The sequence below is a fragment of the Sporosarcina sp. FSL K6-2383 genome, from assembly GCF_038618305.1.
Taxonomy (GTDB): Bacteria; Bacillota; Bacilli; order Bacillales_A; family Planococcaceae; genus Sporosarcina.
This window is the reverse complement of the sequence record NZ_CP152017.1, coordinates 3,174,907-3,191,979: the sequence shown is the minus strand read 5'-3', so window position 1 is coordinate 3,191,979 and position 17,073 is coordinate 3,174,907. Positions and strand designations below refer to the sequence as shown.

The following is a 17,073-nucleotide window of genomic DNA, read 5'->3' as shown; positions in this document are numbered from 1 at the left end:
ATGAATGGTGGTTCATTCAAGAAAACAAGGGAGGCTTCTCACGTGGCTTATCAAATTAAAAAAGCAGCAGTTTTAGGTTCGGGTGTTATGGGATCAGGTATTGCAGCTCATCTCGCGAATATCGGAATTCCGGTTTTACTTTTGGATATCGTTCCTGGCAAGTTAACGGAACAGGAAGAAGCACAAGGACTTACATTAGAACATCCTCAAGTACGCAACAAGATTGCGGCGGGTGCTGTGCAAAATCTACTTAAACAAAAACCGGCACCATTGACAACGAAAAGTAATCTGTCTCTCATTGAAGCAGGCAATTTTGAAGATGACTTAGAAAAATTAAAAGACGTTGACTGGATCATTGAAGTTATCGTTGAAAGACTAGATGTGAAAAAAGGGTTATATGAAAAAATTGATGCTGTTCGCAAACCTGGAACAATCATTAGTTCGAATACATCAGGCATTAGCATCGAAGCGATGGCAGAAGGTCGTTCGGAAGATTTCCAAAAACATTTCCTGGGCACACACTTCTTCAACCCACCACGCTATTTGAAACTGTTGGAAATCATTCCAGCAAGTACGACAGCTCCAGAAGTAGTCGAATTCATGACAAGCTTTGGGGAAGATCGATTAGGTAAAGGTGTCGTCATTGCGAAGGATACGCCGAACTTCATTGCCAATCGGATTGGTACATACGGACTGCTAATCACACTGCGTGAGATGGAGAAACGTGGCTATTCGATTGGGGAAGTCGATTCTGTAACGGGTACATTGATTGGCCGTCCGAAATCAGCAACTTTCCGCACATTGGATGTCGTTGGTCTTGATACGTTTATGCATGTTGCGAAAAACGTCTACGATAAAACAGAAGGCGAAGAGCAGAAAGTGTTCGAACTGCCACCGTTTATGAAAAAGATGATCGACAATGGCTGGATTGGTGCGAAAGCAAAACAAGGCTTCTATTCGAAACAAGGAAAAGACATTCTCGAACTAGATACAGAGACGTTTGAATACGGTCCAGCGAAGAAATTGAAAACGCCTTCAATTGAAATGGCAAAGCAACAAAAAGGGCTAGCGAACAGAGTGAAGACATTGGTTTATGCCAATGATCGAATAGGTGAAATTTTATGGAATATCCTTGCACCAACGCTGTTGTACTCAGCAGAGCTAAATGGTGAAATCGCGGACGATATCGTTGCGATTGATAATGCCATGAAATGGGGCTTCGGCTGGCAACAAGGACCGTTTGAAATTTGGGACGCAATCGGCGTAGCAAAATCGATGGATAAGATGAAGGAAGAGGAAGCGGCAGTACCTGCTTTCGTTCAAAGTTTACTCGACAAGGGCTATGAAACTTTCTATAAAGAACAAGATGGAGATTTGTACTTCTTCGATGGGGAAGATTACAAGCTTGTCCCTGTGAATGAAAAAGCAATTGACTTGAAACGATATAAGCAAAAACACGGTGTTATCAAAAAGAATTCTGGTGCTAGCTTGATAGACCTCGGAGATGGAATTGCGCTTCTTGAGTTCCACTCACAATCGAATTCAATTGGGCCGGATATCATTCAGATGATCAATTATGCAGTGGATGAGGTTGAGAAAAACTACAAGGGGCTCGTCATTGGAAACCAAGGGAAAAACTTCTGTGTAGGTGCGAACCTTGGCATGATTTTAATGGAAGCACAGGATGATAATATTTTCGAATTGGATTTCATTATCCGGTCGTTCCAAAACGCTATGATGAAAATCAAGTATTCTACGAAACCAGTGGTAGCAGCACCATTTGGTATGACACTTGGCGGTGGAGCAGAAGTTTGCCTACCAGCAGCCCATATTCAAGCGTCGATGGAAACATATATGGGGCTCGTTGAAGCAGGAGTTGGCTTAATTCCTGGTGGTGGCGGTAACGTCAATCTGTATACGAAACATCTAAAAGGCTTGCCGAATGGTGTGCATACAGACTACCAATTCATTGCGAATAAAGTATTTGAATCAATTGCAATGGCGAAGGTGTCGACTTCTGGTGAAGAAGCACGCGGCAACAACTTCCTTGATTTTGCAGACGGCGTCAGTGTCAATGCGGATCACTTAATTTACGATGCGAAACAGGCGGCACTTGCTTTATATGAAAACGGCTATAAAGCACCGAAGCACGACAAGATTCCAGTAACAGGTGATTCTGGTTATGCAACAATGCTTCTTGGAGCAGAGGGCATGTTCTTGTCAGGGTTTATTAGCGAACATGATCTGAAAATCGCGAAGAAGCTGGCGTTTGTATTAGCAGGTGGAAAAGTGCCATATGGAACACTTGTGGATGAACAGTATATGTTGGATCTTGAACGTGAAGCGTTCCTTAGCCTTGTGGCAGAACCGAAATCACAACAACGTATGCAGCATATGCTCGTCAAAGGAAAACCGTTGCGCAACTGATAAGTATAAATAGACATTTGAAAAGCTACGGTGCGTTGTTCGGCAGTTAGGACGCTGGAAATGATTGCACCGTGCCTTTTTGAATGGTCGAAGTAGAGGAGGAAATTTTGATGCGTAAAGCAGTGATAGTAGCCGGTGCACGGACGCCGGTGGGGAAAGCGGGCAGAGGCTCACTTGTAACAGTACGTCCAGACGACTTAGGGGCGCTGACGATTAAAGAAACATTGAAACGTGCGGGCGGTTATGATGGCCCGATTGACGATTTAATTATAGGATGTGCAATGCCAGAAGCAGAGCAAGGGATGAACGTTGCTCGTAATATCGGTGCGCTAGCAGGTCTTCCAGATACAACGCCTGCCATTACAGTCAACCGATTTTGTTCATCAGGTCTTCAATCGATTGCCTATGCAGCGGAGCGTATTATGCTGGGGCATTCGCAGGCGATTCTTGCAGGTGGCGTTGAATCGATGAGTATGGTGCCGATGATGGGCAATACGATTCGACCGAATGCTCACCTGGCGGAAACAGCTCCGCAATATTATATGGGAATGGGGCACACGGCAGAGCAGGTTGCCGTAAAATACGGTATTACGCGTCAAGAGCAGGATGAATTTGCGGTACTTTCCCATAAAAAGGCAGGTGCAGCGATTGCAGCCGGGAAATTCAACGATGAGGTCGTACCAGTCGATGTCGTCAAACGTTCTGTAGATGATAATGGTAAATATAGCGAGAAAAACTTCACGTTTGAAATGGATGAAGGCGTTCGTCACGGCACAAGCGTAGAAGGACTGGCGAAACTACGTCCAGCATTTTCAGCGACAGGTACTGTTACTGCAGGAAACGCATCACAAACCTCGGATGGTGCAGGAACGGTTTTAGTAATGGACCGTGAAGTCGCAGAAGCACAAGGCTTGAAGCCAATCGCGAAATTCCGTTCATTCGCAGTAGGTGGCGTACCACCTGAAGTAATGGGGATTGGTCCGATTGTAGCCATTCCAAAAGCATTGAAACTTGCAGGTCTGACAATTGACGATATCGATGTTTGGGAATTAAACGAAGCATTCGCTTCACAATCTCTGCAAGTTATCCGTCATTTAGGACTTAATATGGATAAAGTGAACTTTAACGGCGGAGCGATTGCTCTTGGGCATCCGCTTGGTGCAACAGGTACGATTTTAACGATTCGTATGATGAGCGAACTAAAACGTCAAGGCAAGCAATTCGGCGTCGTTACAATGTGTATCGGCGGAGGAATGGGCGCGGCGGGTGTATTCGAACTTCTATAAAGAAAAGCGGAGAGCAACCTGCAGGCACAATTAAAAGGAGGAAACTATAATGACTGAAGTACAAACAAACGAATTGATCAAAGGTGGAGCTTTCCTAACAGAGGATATTGACGCAAATCGCGTATTTACACCGGAGGATTTTTCAGATGAACAGAAAATGATTGCCAAAACAACAGAAGACTATGTGAAAAACGAAGTGCTTCCTGTTGTAGAAAATCTAGAAAACCATGAGTTTGAGCACTCGGTCAGACTGCTTAAATCTGCTGGAGATCTTGGTCTTCTAGGTGCAGACGTACCAGAAGAATATGACGGTCTAGGTCTTGATAAAATCTCATCTGCTTTGATTGCTGAAAAAATGTCAGTTGCAGGTGGCTTCTCGATTACACATGGTGCACATGTGGGTATCGGAACGTTGCCAATCGTTCTGTTTGGTAATGAAGATCAAAAGAAAAAGTACTTGCCGAACTCTGTAACAGGCGACAAAATCTCTGCTTATGCATTGACTGAGCCAGGTTCTGGTTCGGATGCACTTGGCGCGAAAACAACTGCCAAGCTGAATGATGCAGGTACACATTATGTCCTAAATGGTGAAAAACAATGGATTACGAATGCTGGATTTGCGGATGTATTTGTTGTCTATGCAAAAATTGATGGCGACAAATTTACTGCGTTTATTGTAGAAAAAGAATTCGCAGGCGTATCAGTAGGCGCAGAAGAGAAAAAGATGGGTATTAAATCATCCTCAACACGCACGCTAATTCTTCAAGATGCACAAGTTCCAGTTGAGAACTTACTAGGTGAAATTGGCCGAGGTCATATTATTGCCTTTAACATTTTGAACATTGGTCGTTACAAATTGGGAGTAGGTACAATTGGTGGCTCAAAACGTGCACTTGAATTAGCAATCTCTTATGCGAACCAACGTCAACAGTTTAAAACACCTATTTCTTCATTCAACTTAACGAAACAAAAACTAGCGACAATGGCTGCTAAATTATATGCAACAGAAAGCCTAATCTATCGTACAGTTGGCTACTTCGAGGAACGTCAAAGCCAGTTGAGTGCTGAAGAACAAAAAGATGGTAAAGCAATTGCAGCAGCAATTGCCGAATATGCTATCGAGTGTTCAATTAATAAGGTTGTCGGTTCAGAGGTCCTAGATTATATTGCTGATGAAGCCGTTCAGCTCCATGGTGGATACGGCTTCATGCAGGAATACGAAGTGGAACGCATTTACCGTGATTCCCGTATTAACCGTATTTTTGAAGGGACAAATGAAATCAACCGTCTGATCGTACCAGGCACATTCCTGAAAAAAGCAATGAAAGGCGAATTGCCACTTCTGCAACAAGCGCAAGCATTGCAAGAAGAGTTGCTCATGATGATGCCAGAAGAAGTTGGTGACGAAGCATTGGCACAAGAGAAAGTACTTGTGAAAAATGCGAAGAAAATTGGTCTGTTGGTAGCAGGTCTTGCTGCACAACGTTTCGGTACGAAATTAGAAGCTGAGCAGGAAGTACTTGTGAACATCGCGGATATTGCCAACAATATCTTTGCTATGGAATCAGCATTGCTACGTGCAGAAAAAGCAGTAGCACGTAACGGTGAAGAAAAAGAGCAACAGAAGATTCTTTACACACAAATCTTCTGTCAAGAAGCATTTGAAGATATTGAAAGAGATGCAAAAGAAACACTATTTGCAGCAGTCGATGGCGACAACCAGCGCATGATGGTTTCTGCACTACGCAAATTGACACGCTCAAATCCATATAACATCATCGCGAAAAAACGTGAGGCTTCGGTGAAATTGATTGAAGCTGAAAAGTACATCGTTTAATCGTATACAAATCATCCAGGTGCCAATAGGTGTCTGGATGATTTTCTGTTATAATTGCGATAATGGAGGTGTTGGATATGGGACTTACATATTACGGATATCCGAAATGTAGCACGTGTAGAAAAGCAAAGGCTTGGCTTGCAGCGAACGATTTGAATTTTCAAGAGGTCAATATTGCTGAAGCTCCCCCTTCGGCAGAGGAACTAAGTAAAATCATTACAACGTCCGGACTAGAATTGAAGAAGTTTTTCAATGTCAGTGGGATGAAATACAGAGAACTTAATTTGAAAGACAAACTACCGGAAATGTCAGATGATGAGAAAATTAGTTTACTTGCATCAGATGGTATGTTGATAAAAAGGCCACTTGTTTTCGGCGATGATAAAGTGACAGTTGGATTCAAGGAAGAGGAATTTGAAAACGTTTGGACAAAGTGATTCCTTCCTTGTTTTTATGAACTAAATATGCGAATATTGAAGTGAATGAAATTATATATTTGGAGGGGTTACGGAATGAGCACACCAAAAGATCTGCGTTATTCTGAAGAGCATGAATGGGTAAAAGAAGAAGGCGGTAACTACCGTATTGGAATTACACATTTTGCACAATCTGAACTTGGCGATATCGTTTTCGTTGAACTTCCATCTGTAGGTGACGACATCAAAGCAGACGAGCCTTTCGGAAGCGTTGAATCCGTTAAGACAGTATCGGAACTTTATGCACCAATTAGCGGTAAAGTAATTGAAGTAAACGAAGGTCTAGAAGATAGCCCTGAATTCGTGAATGAATCTCCATACGAAAATGCATGGATGATTGTTGTTGAACCATCTGATGCATCTGAATTGGATGCATTAATGTCCGCTGAAGCATACGAAAAAATGACAGTCGGAGAATAATGTAATCTAACTAAACGCCGGTCTTATCACGGCGTTTTTTTGAACCATAAAAAATGAAGCGTGGGAGGATCCTTTGTGCTATATGACAGAGTGATTGTTGTTGAAGGGGGCCAAGATAGAAAACGTCTTGCACGAATTCTGGCTGAGTCCGTTGATATCATTTGTACGAACGGGACAGTTAGCTCCTATCGGCTGGAAGAATTACTGGAACCTTATGAACAACATGAGCTGTATGTCTTTGTCGATGCGGATGAATCAGGTGAGCAGATTCGAACATTAGTCAAAAGGGGATTCCCTAACGCGATTCATTTATATACAGAAAAAGTTTATAAGGAAGTGGAAACGACTCCATACAAAGTGCTTGCAACAATATTACTGGATGCAAATTTTAACATACACCCCGAATTTTTGACTTGATTCGGCAGGAAGCCCAAATTCCCTGCCGAATCAAGTCAAGCCTCCGGTGGATGTCACAAATTTTGAAGGGAGTTAATTGCAGGCAGTCTAAGTTCGCGACGTCCTGTCGCAACGACTGCATACCCACGTCCTGTGGGCACAATTCAAAATTTGGACGCAATTACGCCGAGGCGTAATTGATTATAAAAGGATGGTTTATAAACAATGGAAACATGGACACGTGAACAATGGGAAGCAACTGTGAAAGAGTCAGACGTTGCGGTATATTATCTCTATACACCGATGTGTGGGACCTGTGCTGTCGCATCGAAAATGATGGAAGTTGTGTCAGTAATGAAGCCAGACTTACCAATTGGGAAAGCGGATTTGAATTACGTACAAGACTTGGCGATGGATTATGAAATCGAAAGTGTTCCTTGCTTACTCATTCAAAAGGATGGCGTTGTGCAGCATAAAATCTATGCATTTCAGTCAGTTCCTTATCTACTTGAAAAAATAAGTTGACATAGTTTGAGAAGCTATGCTATACTTCGTTTTAACATTTAATTGAATAGGTCGCTCTTATTAAGAGAGGTGGAGGGATAGTGCCCTTTGAAGCCCGGCAACCGTCACGAAAGTGAAATGGTGCCAAATCACACAAAGCATTTGCTTTGGGAGATGAGAGATTGGACGAACGTTTATTTATGATAACGTCAAGCCTTTCTGCCCGTCTGCAGGAAGGCTTTTTTATATTTTCGGCTTTATATTATCAACATAGTGTAAAGAAAATGATCCAGAGGTGAAAGAAATGATTCATTTATCAAATATAAATAAACGATACGGTGATGGATCAGCTAGTATTACAGCTGTCAAAGATGTATCGCTTGAAATTGCTGATGGCGAGATTTTCGGAGTCATTGGTTATAGTGGGGCAGGAAAAAGTACGCTAATTCGCTTGCTGAATGGTCTTGAAATGCCTACATCTGGCACTGTGCAGATTGGGAAGTTAGAAATTTCAGCTATCAAGGGAAAAGAACTAAGGGAAGCACGACAAAAAGTAAGTATGATTTTCCAACATTTCAACTTACTATGGTCTAGAACTGTTAAAGAAAATATCGCTTTTCCGCTGGAAATCGCAGGAGTACGAAAAGTAGACCGTGAAAAGAAAGTGACAGAGCTGATTGAACTTGTAGGTTTGGCTGGTCGTGAAAATGCCTATCCATCCGAATTATCAGGCGGTCAAAAGCAGCGTGTGGGAATCGCCCGCGCGCTGGCAAATGACCCAGAAGTTCTGTTATGTGATGAAGCAACTTCAGCCCTTGATCCAGAGACAACAGATTCAATTCTCGATCTTCTAACGGGTATTAACGAACGATTAGGCTTGACGATTGTGTTGATCACACATGAAATGCACGTCATTCGTAAAATTTGCCATCGGGTTGCAGTCATGGAAGCGGGCGAAGTTGTCGAGTTGGGAGATGTCCTAGAAGTATTCCAATCACCGCAAGCGCCGATTACGAAACGATTTGTTTCTCAAATAACGGAGCCGGTAGAAGTGAAGCAGGCATTGGCGCATATTAAAGAAGAGGTATCTTCTGGTACGCTTATCAAGCTTGTATTTGTAGGGGAACGGACAGAACAGCCCGTTTTGGCAGGCCTGATACGTAAATTTGATGTAGATGTGAACATCGTTCAGGGGAATATTTCACATACGCATGGCGGGGCATACGGTTCGTTAATCCTTCAGCTTGTGGGAGATGAGGGGACCATTAAAGAAGCCATTCGTTATCTTCATGAAAAAGATGTGCAGACAGAGGTGATTAGTAATGATTGAAACCCTATTTCCGAATGTGGACTGGCCGAAAATGTGGGAAGCAACAGTTGAAACTATTTATATGACAGTATTATCTACATTTTTTACGTTAGTAATCGGATTAGTGCTAGGTGTCCTTCTGTTCCTTTCAAGCCCTGGACAGCTGTGGGCCAATAAGTTCGCCAATATTGTGACGGGGGCATTCGTCAATATTTTTAGGTCGATACCTTTTATTATATTAATTATTTTACTGATTCCCTTTACGAAGTTCCTACTAGGGACGATACGTGGACCTGATGCAGCATTGCCTGCACTTATTATTGGAGCAGCTCCTTTCTATGGAAGAATGGTATTAATTGCACTTCAGGAAATTGATAAAGGCGTCATCGAAGCTGCCAAGTCGATGGGAGCGAAAACGCGCACAATTATATTCAAAGTTCTATTACCTGAGTCGATGCCTGCGCTTGTTTCGGGCATTACTGTCACATCTATTGCACTCGTCGGCTATACGGCAATGGCGGGAATCATTGGAGCAGGTGGTCTTGGAACGCTAGCGTTTTTAGATGGATTCCAGCGCAACCGTGGAGACGTTACGCTTGCAGCAACGATTATCATCTTAATTATTGTTTTTATCATTCAATTCATTGGTGACTTCGCTGTGAAAAAATTAGACAAGCGGTAACTTACTATTGGGAACAACAGGCATTGCCTGTTTTATAAAACAACAAAGAAAAAGGGGAGTACACAACATGAAAAAGTTATTAACAGGTATTTTATTTGCAGTGCTTGTATTGGCGCTTGCGGCATGTGGAGCAAAAACAGTTGAGGACGATAAAACAACTGGAAGTGGTAGTGAAGATATAGGTGAAGTGGAAGTAACAACACTCAAAATTGGCGCGTCAAACGTACCGCATGTGATTATCCTTGAAGAGGCAGCACCATTGCTAAAGGAAAAAGGTATTGAACTCGAAATCGAACCATATCAAGATTATGTATTGCCTAATCAGGATTTAGCATCTGGTGAACTTGATGCAAACTATTTCCAACATATACCTTACTTTGAAAGTCAAATTGCAGATTTTGGTTATGAATTTGCGAATGCAGGAGCTATCCATATTGAACCAATTGGTCTTTATTCGAAAAAGTACACGTCCATTGACGAATTACCAAATGATGCAGTCATTCTAATTAGTAACTCAGTAGCTGACCACGGTCGTGTATTGGCGATGTTGGAAGCGAACGGACTTATTAAATTAGCTGACGGAGTCGAAAAGGTCAAAGCTGAAGTGAAAGATATCGTAGAAAATCCAAAGAACATCCAATTCGATGCGAATTATGAAGCTGCTCTTATGCCACAATTATATGCAAATGATGAAGGTGATGCGCTGTTGATTAACTCAAACTATGCAATCGATGCTGGTTTAAACCCACTTGAAGATTCAATTGCGATTGAATCTTCGGATTCACCTTATGTAAATATTATCGCTGTTCAAGAAGGCGATGAAAATAATCCAGCCATCCAAACGTTGGTTGAGGTATTGAAGTCACAGGAAATTCAAGATTTCATTCTAGCAGAATGGGGCGGCTCGGTCGTTCCAGTAAAATAAGTAATATGAACTCCGTCGACCAGAAAATGGTCGACGGTTTTTTGACTTGATTCCGTGAATATCAGAAATTATGAGATGGAATAGATTACGCGGTGTGATTGGTATTCTCAATAAAGAGAGGCAAATGAAAATGTGGATTGTCTAAAAGAATAGAGAACTGCAAGTATTGAATTCAGGGCAATCAAGTCTGAATCTTGTAGTTCTCAATGATTTGCAAGGCATTGCTTAATGGGGTAAGATTAGAATGATACTAAACAGAGGGCGGTATTCCGTTCATCTTTATTATATTGGAGGTATTTGAATGGCTACTTTGGAAATAAAAGGCCTTCACGTTGAAATTGAAGGCAAGGAAATATTGAAAGGCGTCGATTTGACGATCAACACAAACGAGATCCACGCAATTATGGGTCCAAACGGTACAGGAAAATCTACACTCGCGCAAGCGATTATGGGGCATCCCAAATATGAAGTGACAGCAGGTACAGTGACGCTTGATGGCGAAGATGTGCTTGATATGGAAGTTGACGAACGTGCTCGTGCAGGAATTTTCTTAGGTATGCAATATCCAAGTGAAATTACTGGTGTTACAAACGCTGATTTCCTACGTTCTGGTATTAATGCAAAGCGTGAAGAAGGCGATGAAATTTCCTTGATGAAATTCATCCGTGAATTAGATAAAAAAATGGACTTTCTTGAAATGGACCAAGATATGGCAACGCGTTACTTGAACGAAGGTTTCTCTGGTGGAGAGAAAAAACGTAACGAGATTCTTCAGTTACTTATGTTGAAACCAACATTTGCAATTCTAGATGAAATTGACTCAGGTCTTGATATAGATGCATTGAAAGTTGTTTCAAAAGGCATCAACGATATGCGCGGCGAAGAATTCGGTTGCCTTATTATCACACATTACCAACGTCTCCTTGACTATATTACGCCAGACCACGTTCACGTGATGATGCAAGGTAAAGTTGTTAAATCCGGTGGAGCTGAACTAGCACATAAACTTGAAGAACAAGGTTATGACTGGATTAAAGAAGAGCTTGGCATCGAAGACGAGACAGTCGGGCAGGAAGTTTAAGAGAGGAGGACGATTCAAAATGACGGTTGAAACTAAAGTGGCATTGACCGAACAGGACGTCCGCTCCTATTCAGCTCAAATGAATGAAGCCAATTGGATGGCAGATTTCCGTGCAGATGCATTAGCGAAAGTGGAACAGCTTGCAATGCCAAAACCAGATAAAACAAAAATTGACAAGTGGAATTTCACGGAATTCCCTGTCCATGTAGTAGAGTCTGCGACTTATGACTCGCTGGACAAGCTTCCAGAGGAGGCACTTGCTTTAATTGATAAAGAGCAGCAAAAAAATATTTATGTTCAGCATAATAACACGCCTGCTTACCTTTCATTATCAGATGAATTGAAAGAACAAGGTGTTATACTGACAGATATTTTCACAGCGTCACGTGAGCATAGTGACCTTGTGAAGAAATATTTCATGACAGATGGCGTAAAAGTAGATGAGCATAAGCTAACTGCACTTCATGCAGCGATGATGAATGGCGGCGTATTTGTTTATATTCCAAAAAATGTTGTTGTGGAAGAGCCACTTCAAGTGTTGTTCTTACATGATGATGCACAAACTTCTTTGTTTAACCACGTTCTTGTGGTAGCAGAGGCAAACAGCTCAGTGACGTATGTCGAAAACTATTTGTCTACTGTAGAAGAAGCGCAAGGATTGGCAAATATCGTTGCTGAAGTATTCACAGGCGATAACGCTCAAGTTACTTATGGTGCAGTGGACGTGCTTGCAAAAGGATTCACGACGTATGTGAATCGTCGTGGAGTAGCTGGACGCGATAGCCGTATCGATTGGGCACTTGGACTGATGAATGATAGTGATACGATTTCAGAAAATATTACACATCTTGTGGGCAATGGCTCACATTGTGATATGAAAACTGTTGTTGTTGGTCGCGGTACACAACGCCAAAACTTTACAACAGAAATTGTTCACTGGGGTATGGATACAGAAGGTTTCATCTTGAAGCACGGCGTTATGAAGGATGCTGCATCTTCTATCTTTAATGGAATTGGACGAATTGCTAAAGGTGCAACGCGATCGAATGCTGTTCAAGAATCACGTGTTTTGATGTTAAGTGAAAAAGCGCGCGGAGATGCAAACCCAATTTTGTTAATTGACGAAGATGATGTAACGGCAGGACACGCTGCTTCAGTTGGGCGTGTAGATCCATTGCAATTATTCTACCTAATGAGTCGAGGAATTACAAAACAAGAAGCAGAACGTCTTGTCATTCATGGTTTCCTTGCGCCGGTTGTCAGCAAATTGCCGATTGAAGGCGTTAAGAAACAATTGACGGAGGTTATTGAAAGGAAAGTGCGCTAATGCTCAGTAAAGAGATCCGCAACCATTTTCCCATATTGAACCAAGAAATAAATGGGCATCCGCTTGTTTATCTAGATAGTGCCGCGACTTCACAGAAGCCAAGGCAAGTCATTGAAGCATTAAGTAATTATTACAACCTCAATAATTCAAACGTCCATAGGGGTGTGCATACACTTGGTAATCGTGCGACTGATGAATATGAGGGTGCTCGTGAGAAAGTGCGTAAGTTCATCAACGCAAAGTCAACCGAGGAAGTTATTTTTCTCCGTGGGACGACAACTGCATTGAATACAGTCGCACAAAGTTACGGGCGGGCCAATGTTGAGGAAGGCGATGAAATCGTCATTACTTACATGGAGCACCATTCGAATATTATTCCTTGGCAGCAGCTTGCGAAGGAAAAAGGGGCAGTGTTGAAATACGTCGACCTTGAGGAAGACGGGACATTATCACTTGAAAAAGTGCGTGAAGTCATTACGGATCGGACAAAAATTGTATCAATTATGTACGTATCGAACGTGCTTGGTACAATGAATCCGATTAAAGAAATTACTGAAATAGCACATGCACATGGTGCTGTTATGGTCGTAGATGCTGCACAAGCCGCGCCGCATTTAAAAATAGATGTCCAGCTACTTAATTGTGATTTTTTAGCTTTCTCAGGGCATAAGATGTGTGGACCAACAGGTATTGGCGTCTTATACGGTAAAAAAGCGTTACTCAACAACATGGAGCCAGTCGAATTTGGTGGCGAAATGATTGACTTTGTCGGTCTATATGAATCTACGTGGAAAGAGCTCCCTTGGAAATTCGAAGGAGGCACGCCAATCATTGCTGGAGCAGTTGGTTTGGGTGCAGCTATCGACTTCTTAGAGGAAATTGGCCTTGATCATATTGAACGACATGAGCATGAATTGGCAGGTTATGCAATGGAACGAATGTCGGAAATCGACGGACTAACGATTTATGGTCCGCTGGATCCCGAGAAACGTGCAGGATTGGTGACATTCAATTTGAATGATGTCCATCCGCATGATGTCGCAACAGTGCTTGATATGAACGGTATTGCCGTTCGAGCAGGTCACCATTGTGCACAGCCGCTCATGAAGTGGCTGGATGTATCAGCCACGGCACGCGCTAGCTTCTATGTTTACAATACGGAAGCTGACGTAGATCGCCTCGTGGACGGACTCCGTATCGCAAAGGAGTATTTCAACGATGTCTACTAATAATCTAGATCAGTTATACCGATCAGTCATTATGGATCATTATAAAAACCCGAGGAACAAAGGTGTCCTTGCGGATAATACTGTTACGATTGATATGAATAACCCGACTTGTGGGGACGTTATTCATTTGACACTCCAAGTAGAAAACGACATCGTCCAAGATGCGAAGTTTGAGGGGGAAGGCTGCTCAATTTCTATGGCCTCCGCTTCGATGATGACGCAAATTGTTAAAGGGAAACACGTGGACGAAGCAGGTAAGCTCGCACATGTCTTTTCGGATTTAATGCTAGGGAAAGAACTCGATGATTCCATCGATTTAGGGGATATCGAAGCACTTGCGGGTGTAGCGAAATTCCCCGCGCGTATCAAGTGTGCAACACTTGCATGGAAAGCGATGGAAAAGGGAGTCGGAAATGACTCTGATACTACAGACTAAAGGAATGGAGGAATAGTAAATGGCTAAAAAAATGCCGGATATCGGTGATTATAAATATGGTTTTGCTGATAAAGACGTCTCTGTTTTCCGTTCTGAACGTGGTTTAACAAAAGAAATTGTTGAACAGATTTCAAATATGAAGGAAGAGCCGCAGTGGATGTTAGATTATCGTCTAAAGTCATTGGAATTGTTCTATAAAATGCCAATGCCTCAATGGGGTGGGGATCTAAGCCCACTTAAATTTGACGAAATCACTTATTACGTAAAACCATCTGAAGGAACAGAACGTTCTTGGGATGAAGTGCCAGAAGAAATTAAGCGTACGTTTGATAAACTCGGCATTCCTGAAGCAGAGCAGAAGTATCTTGCAGGTGTTTCTGCACAGTATGAATCAGAAGTTGTTTATCACAATATGAAAAAAGACCTTGAGGATCTTGGAATTGTTTTCAAGGATACAGATTCAGCTCTACGAGAAAATGAAGAGTTGTTCAAAAAGCATTGGGGAACAATTATTCCAAACTCCGATAACAAGTTTGCAGCACTGAACTCTGCTGTTTGGTCAGGTGGATCATTCATCTACGTACCACCAGGTATTAAAGTTGAAACCCCACTACAAGCCTATTTCCGCATTAACTCGGAAAACATGGGACAGTTCGAGCGTACACTTATCATCGTTGATGAAGGAGCGAGCGTACACTACGTCGAAGGATGTACAGCGCCTGTCTACACAACAAACTCACTGCATAGTGCAGTTGTTGAAATCATCATCAAAAAAGATGCGTATTGCCGCTATACAACTATCCAAAACTGGGCAAACAACGTTTACAACCTTGTAACGAAGCGTGCGGTTTGTGATGCAAACGCAACGATGGAATGGATTGATGGCAACATCGGTTCAAAACTAACGATGAAATACCCAGCAGTCATCCTTAAAGGTGAAGGCGCACGCGGTATGACATTATCAATTGCACTCGCAGGTAAAGGGCAACACCAAGATGCAGGAGCAAAAATGCATCACCTAGCACCAAACACATCTTCAACAATCGTTTCTAAGTCGATTTCACAACACGGTGGTAAAGTAACATACCGCGGAATCGTTCACTTCGGACGTAAAGCAGATGGCGCACGTGCGAATATCGAGTGCGATACGCTGATTATGGATGATAAGTCTACATCAGACACGATTCCATATAACGAAATCTTAAATGACAATGTATCACTTGAACACGAAGCAAAAGTATCGAAAGTTTCAGAGGAGCAGCTCTTCTACTTGATGAGCCGCGGAATTCCTGAGCTAGAAGCAACTGAAATGATCGTTATGGGCTTCATCGAGCCATTTACAAAAGAATTGCCGATGGAATATGCTGTAGAAATGAACCGTCTTATTAAATTCGAGATGGAAGGTTCAATCGGTTAAAAGATAACAAAACCCGTCACATCAATACTTGTGACGGGTTTTTCTTATAGTTGCCTTTGGATTGTTTTGGATTAAACGAATTCTATATGATCACCGTGATGTGTTTTATATGCCAGGATGCAACTTCGCCGCATCCTGGCATATTTTTTCGGTAATTGTATGGTAGTCGTTCATCCGACGCTCTCCAAGGGCATAGACACACGAATTGCAAATGCTTTCGGGAACGAGAAGAATAGACGGCTTCTTACTAGATAAAAGCAGCTAAAGACAAAATTTTGGCTGCTGAAGTCTTTGCTACTAGAATCATGTATAGAAAACATACTTTCCGAAAATAGGGGTATTATGTTTATTATGCAAAGGTAACCAATTTTCAATAAGATTAATCTTCTGCAAAGCGTCCATTTTACGGAATGAACTATGTTAAAATTGAATCAACTTAAAAGTGACAGGGAGGAGGGTCTATAATATGGGGTTAGCATTGGATATTGCGCGTACTGTATTGCCTCTTGTAATAGTGGGTGGGATTGCAGTATTTGTAATTCTAAGAATGAAACATAAATATGAGAAAGGCACCCTGGCTAAGAAAAAAACAAAAGGTGCTCAAAATTTATTGGATAGTTTAATACCATTCGGAATGATGATTGGTTTTGCTGTTGCTGTACTTTTAAGCATATTTTCACCAATTTCCTTACTATCTGCAATGACCTGGGGACCTGGGATAGGTTTTTTATTTGGATATTTTGCTTATGAAATTTATAGCAAGAGGGAAGAAAGTTATTCATAATAACTTTCCTACAGAAAAGGGCGCATTTGTGGAAGATCATAAGCCTAATTCCTCGTTTAAGATACGAGGAGTTAGGCTTTCTTTATCTTTCAAAATCCTTAACGTTGAAATTTGTATTTTTTTGACGTTACCACATTGGCAACGGGTGGTATATCTTGCGGCAATCGCTGGTGAAAAACGTGGTAGAAGTGTACGTTCTTCCAGTGGTAATTAACCCTTTTGATATTCTGGTTCATCTAAAAAATAAACGTTCATAATATAAATTATCACTTGAACTTCATCCTGCACATCATAGAAATTTTATAGTGCTTTTCAACTCATAAGTACTTATCACATACTGACAGTAACGCTTTCTTAAAATAAAGATAGAGATACTATTAGAGAAATCCTCAGCGTCCAAAATTGAATCTTTGGACGCTTATCTCTAGTTAGGAAGCCTTCTATTCCCTACATATCATGACATCTTGATCATCGTATAGAAGTCGTTCAATCCAAAGCGATCAAAAGGCAATTGAACACGAAACGGTTTTACTAGAT

General features: G+C 41.8%; 16 protein-coding genes and 1 riboswitch. All 16 genes read left to right on the top strand.

What is annotated here, in order from left to right:
* The first annotated feature begins 42 nt into the window (after positions 1-42).
* The 16 genes from MKZ10_RS16140 to MKZ10_RS16065 all read left to right on the top strand — a co-directional run bounded on the left by MKZ10_RS16140 (position 43) and on the right by MKZ10_RS16065 (position 16,536).
* On the top strand, positions 43-2,427 hold the full coding sequence (locus MKZ10_RS16140; protein ID WP_342505938.1) for a 3-hydroxyacyl-CoA dehydrogenase/enoyl-CoA hydratase family protein: 2,385 nt from the start codon (positions 43-45) through the stop codon (positions 2,425-2,427).
* Between the two features lie 110 nt (positions 2,428-2,537).
* Positions 2,538-3,713 carry an acetyl-CoA C-acetyltransferase gene (locus tag MKZ10_RS16135; protein WP_342505937.1) on the top strand — a complete coding sequence of 392 codons (1,176 nt, stop codon included), beginning with the start codon at positions 2,538-2,540 and terminating at the stop codon, positions 3,711-3,713.
* A 49-nt stretch (positions 3,714-3,762) separates the two neighbouring features.
* Entirely contained in the window at positions 3,763-5,550 is a 1,788-nt protein-coding gene (locus MKZ10_RS16130) for an acyl-CoA dehydrogenase family protein (protein WP_342505936.1), read from the top strand.
* A 77-nt stretch (positions 5,551-5,627) separates the two neighbouring features.
* On the top strand, positions 5,628-5,987 hold the full coding sequence (locus tag MKZ10_RS16125; RefSeq protein ID WP_342505935.1) for an arsenate reductase family protein: 360 nt from the start codon (positions 5,628-5,630) through the stop codon (positions 5,985-5,987).
* A 75-nt stretch (positions 5,988-6,062) separates the two neighbouring features.
* Positions 6,063-6,446 carry a glycine cleavage system protein GcvH gene (gcvH, locus tag MKZ10_RS16120; RefSeq protein ID WP_342505934.1) on the top strand — a complete coding sequence of 128 codons (384 nt, stop codon included), beginning with the start codon at positions 6,063-6,065 and terminating at the stop codon, positions 6,444-6,446.
* 75 nt (positions 6,447-6,521) lie between these two features.
* Positions 6,522-6,863, top strand: a complete 342-nt coding sequence (locus tag MKZ10_RS16115; protein ID WP_342505933.1) for a toprim domain-containing protein — start codon at positions 6,522-6,524, stop codon at positions 6,861-6,863.
* A 204-nt stretch (positions 6,864-7,067) separates the two neighbouring features.
* Complete coding sequence (locus tag MKZ10_RS16110; protein ID WP_342505932.1) at positions 7,068-7,367, top strand: thioredoxin family protein; 300 nt, start codon at positions 7,068-7,070, stop codon at positions 7,365-7,367.
* A gap of 54 nt (positions 7,368-7,421) precedes the next feature.
* Positions 7,422-7,527: riboswitch (SAM riboswitch) on the top strand.
* Between the two features lie 123 nt (positions 7,528-7,650).
* On the top strand, positions 7,651-8,676 hold the full coding sequence (locus MKZ10_RS16105) for a methionine ABC transporter ATP-binding protein (protein ID WP_342505931.1): 1,026 nt from the start codon (positions 7,651-7,653) through the stop codon (positions 8,674-8,676).
* Positions 8,669-9,337, top strand: coding sequence for a methionine ABC transporter permease (locus tag MKZ10_RS16100; RefSeq protein ID WP_342505930.1), 669 nt, complete (start codon positions 8,669-8,671; stop codon positions 9,335-9,337). Before MKZ10_RS16105 ends, MKZ10_RS16100 begins: the two co-directional genes overlap by 8 nt.
* Positions 9,338-9,404: 67 nt before the next feature.
* Positions 9,405-10,262 (top strand): MetQ/NlpA family ABC transporter substrate-binding protein, encoded by an 858-nt coding sequence (locus MKZ10_RS16095; RefSeq protein WP_342505929.1) that lies wholly within the window; start codon positions 9,405-9,407, stop codon positions 10,260-10,262.
* 301 nt (positions 10,263-10,563) lie between these two features.
* Positions 10,564-11,343: a Fe-S cluster assembly ATPase SufC gene (sufC, locus tag MKZ10_RS16090; RefSeq protein ID WP_342505928.1), complete on the top strand. Its 780-nt coding sequence runs from the start codon at positions 10,564-10,566 to the stop codon at positions 11,341-11,343.
* 19 nt (positions 11,344-11,362) lie between these two features.
* Complete coding sequence (gene sufD, locus MKZ10_RS16085; protein WP_342505927.1) at positions 11,363-12,670, top strand: Fe-S cluster assembly protein SufD; 1,308 nt, start codon at positions 11,363-11,365, stop codon at positions 12,668-12,670.
* Entirely contained in the window at positions 12,670-13,899 is a 1,230-nt protein-coding gene (locus MKZ10_RS16080) for a cysteine desulfurase (RefSeq protein WP_342505926.1), read from the top strand. Before sufD ends, MKZ10_RS16080 begins: the two co-directional genes overlap by 1 nt.
* Positions 13,889-14,335, top strand: coding sequence for a Fe-S cluster assembly sulfur transfer protein SufU (gene sufU, locus MKZ10_RS16075; protein ID WP_342505925.1), 447 nt, complete (start codon positions 13,889-13,891; stop codon positions 14,333-14,335). The genes MKZ10_RS16080 and sufU overlap by 11 nt, the downstream gene beginning before the upstream one ends.
* A 19-nt stretch (positions 14,336-14,354) precedes the next feature.
* Positions 14,355-15,752: a Fe-S cluster assembly protein SufB gene (sufB, locus tag MKZ10_RS16070; RefSeq protein WP_342505924.1), complete on the top strand. Its 1,398-nt coding sequence runs from the start codon at positions 14,355-14,357 to the stop codon at positions 15,750-15,752.
* 466 nt (positions 15,753-16,218) lie between these two features.
* A complete protein-coding gene (locus tag MKZ10_RS16065) occupies positions 16,219-16,536 on the top strand; it encodes a hypothetical protein (RefSeq protein ID WP_342505923.1) in 318 nt (105 codons plus the stop codon).
* The last annotated feature ends 537 nt before the right edge of the window (positions 16,537-17,073 follow it).

Excerpts from the sequence above, each read along its gene's own strand:
- gcvH (WP_342505934.1), top strand. The coding sequence starts at position 6,063 with ATGAGCACACCAAAAGATCTGCGTTATTCTGAAGAGCATGAATGGGTA.
- MKZ10_RS16125 (WP_342505935.1), top strand. The coding sequence starts at position 5,628 with ATGGGACTTACATATTACGGATATCCGAAATGTAGCACGTGTAGAAAA.
- MKZ10_RS16100 (WP_342505930.1), top strand. The coding sequence starts at position 8,669 with ATGATTGAAACCCTATTTCCGAATGTGGACTGGCCGAAAATGTGGGAA.
- sufC (WP_342505928.1), top strand. The coding sequence starts at position 10,564 with ATGGCTACTTTGGAAATAAAAGGCCTTCACGTTGAAATTGAAGGCAAG.
- MKZ10_RS16065 (WP_342505923.1), top strand. The coding sequence starts at position 16,219 with ATGGGGTTAGCATTGGATATTGCGCGTACTGTATTGCCTCTTGTAATA.
- MKZ10_RS16130 (WP_342505936.1), top strand. The coding sequence starts at position 3,763 with ATGACTGAAGTACAAACAAACGAATTGATCAAAGGTGGAGCTTTCCTA.
- MKZ10_RS16110 (WP_342505932.1), top strand. The coding sequence starts at position 7,068 with ATGGAAACATGGACACGTGAACAATGGGAAGCAACTGTGAAAGAGTCA.
- MKZ10_RS16135 (WP_342505937.1), top strand. The coding sequence starts at position 2,538 with ATGCGTAAAGCAGTGATAGTAGCCGGTGCACGGACGCCGGTGGGGAAA.
- MKZ10_RS16105 (WP_342505931.1), top strand. The coding sequence starts at position 7,651 with ATGATTCATTTATCAAATATAAATAAACGATACGGTGATGGATCAGCT.
- MKZ10_RS16080 (WP_342505926.1), top strand. The coding sequence starts at position 12,670 with ATGCTCAGTAAAGAGATCCGCAACCATTTTCCCATATTGAACCAAGAA.
- sufB (WP_342505924.1), top strand. The coding sequence starts at position 14,355 with ATGGCTAAAAAAATGCCGGATATCGGTGATTATAAATATGGTTTTGCT.
- sufD (WP_342505927.1), top strand. The coding sequence starts at position 11,363 with ATGACGGTTGAAACTAAAGTGGCATTGACCGAACAGGACGTCCGCTCC.
- sufU (WP_342505925.1), top strand. The coding sequence starts at position 13,889 with ATGTCTACTAATAATCTAGATCAGTTATACCGATCAGTCATTATGGAT.
- MKZ10_RS16095 (WP_342505929.1), top strand. The coding sequence starts at position 9,405 with ATGAAAAAGTTATTAACAGGTATTTTATTTGCAGTGCTTGTATTGGCG.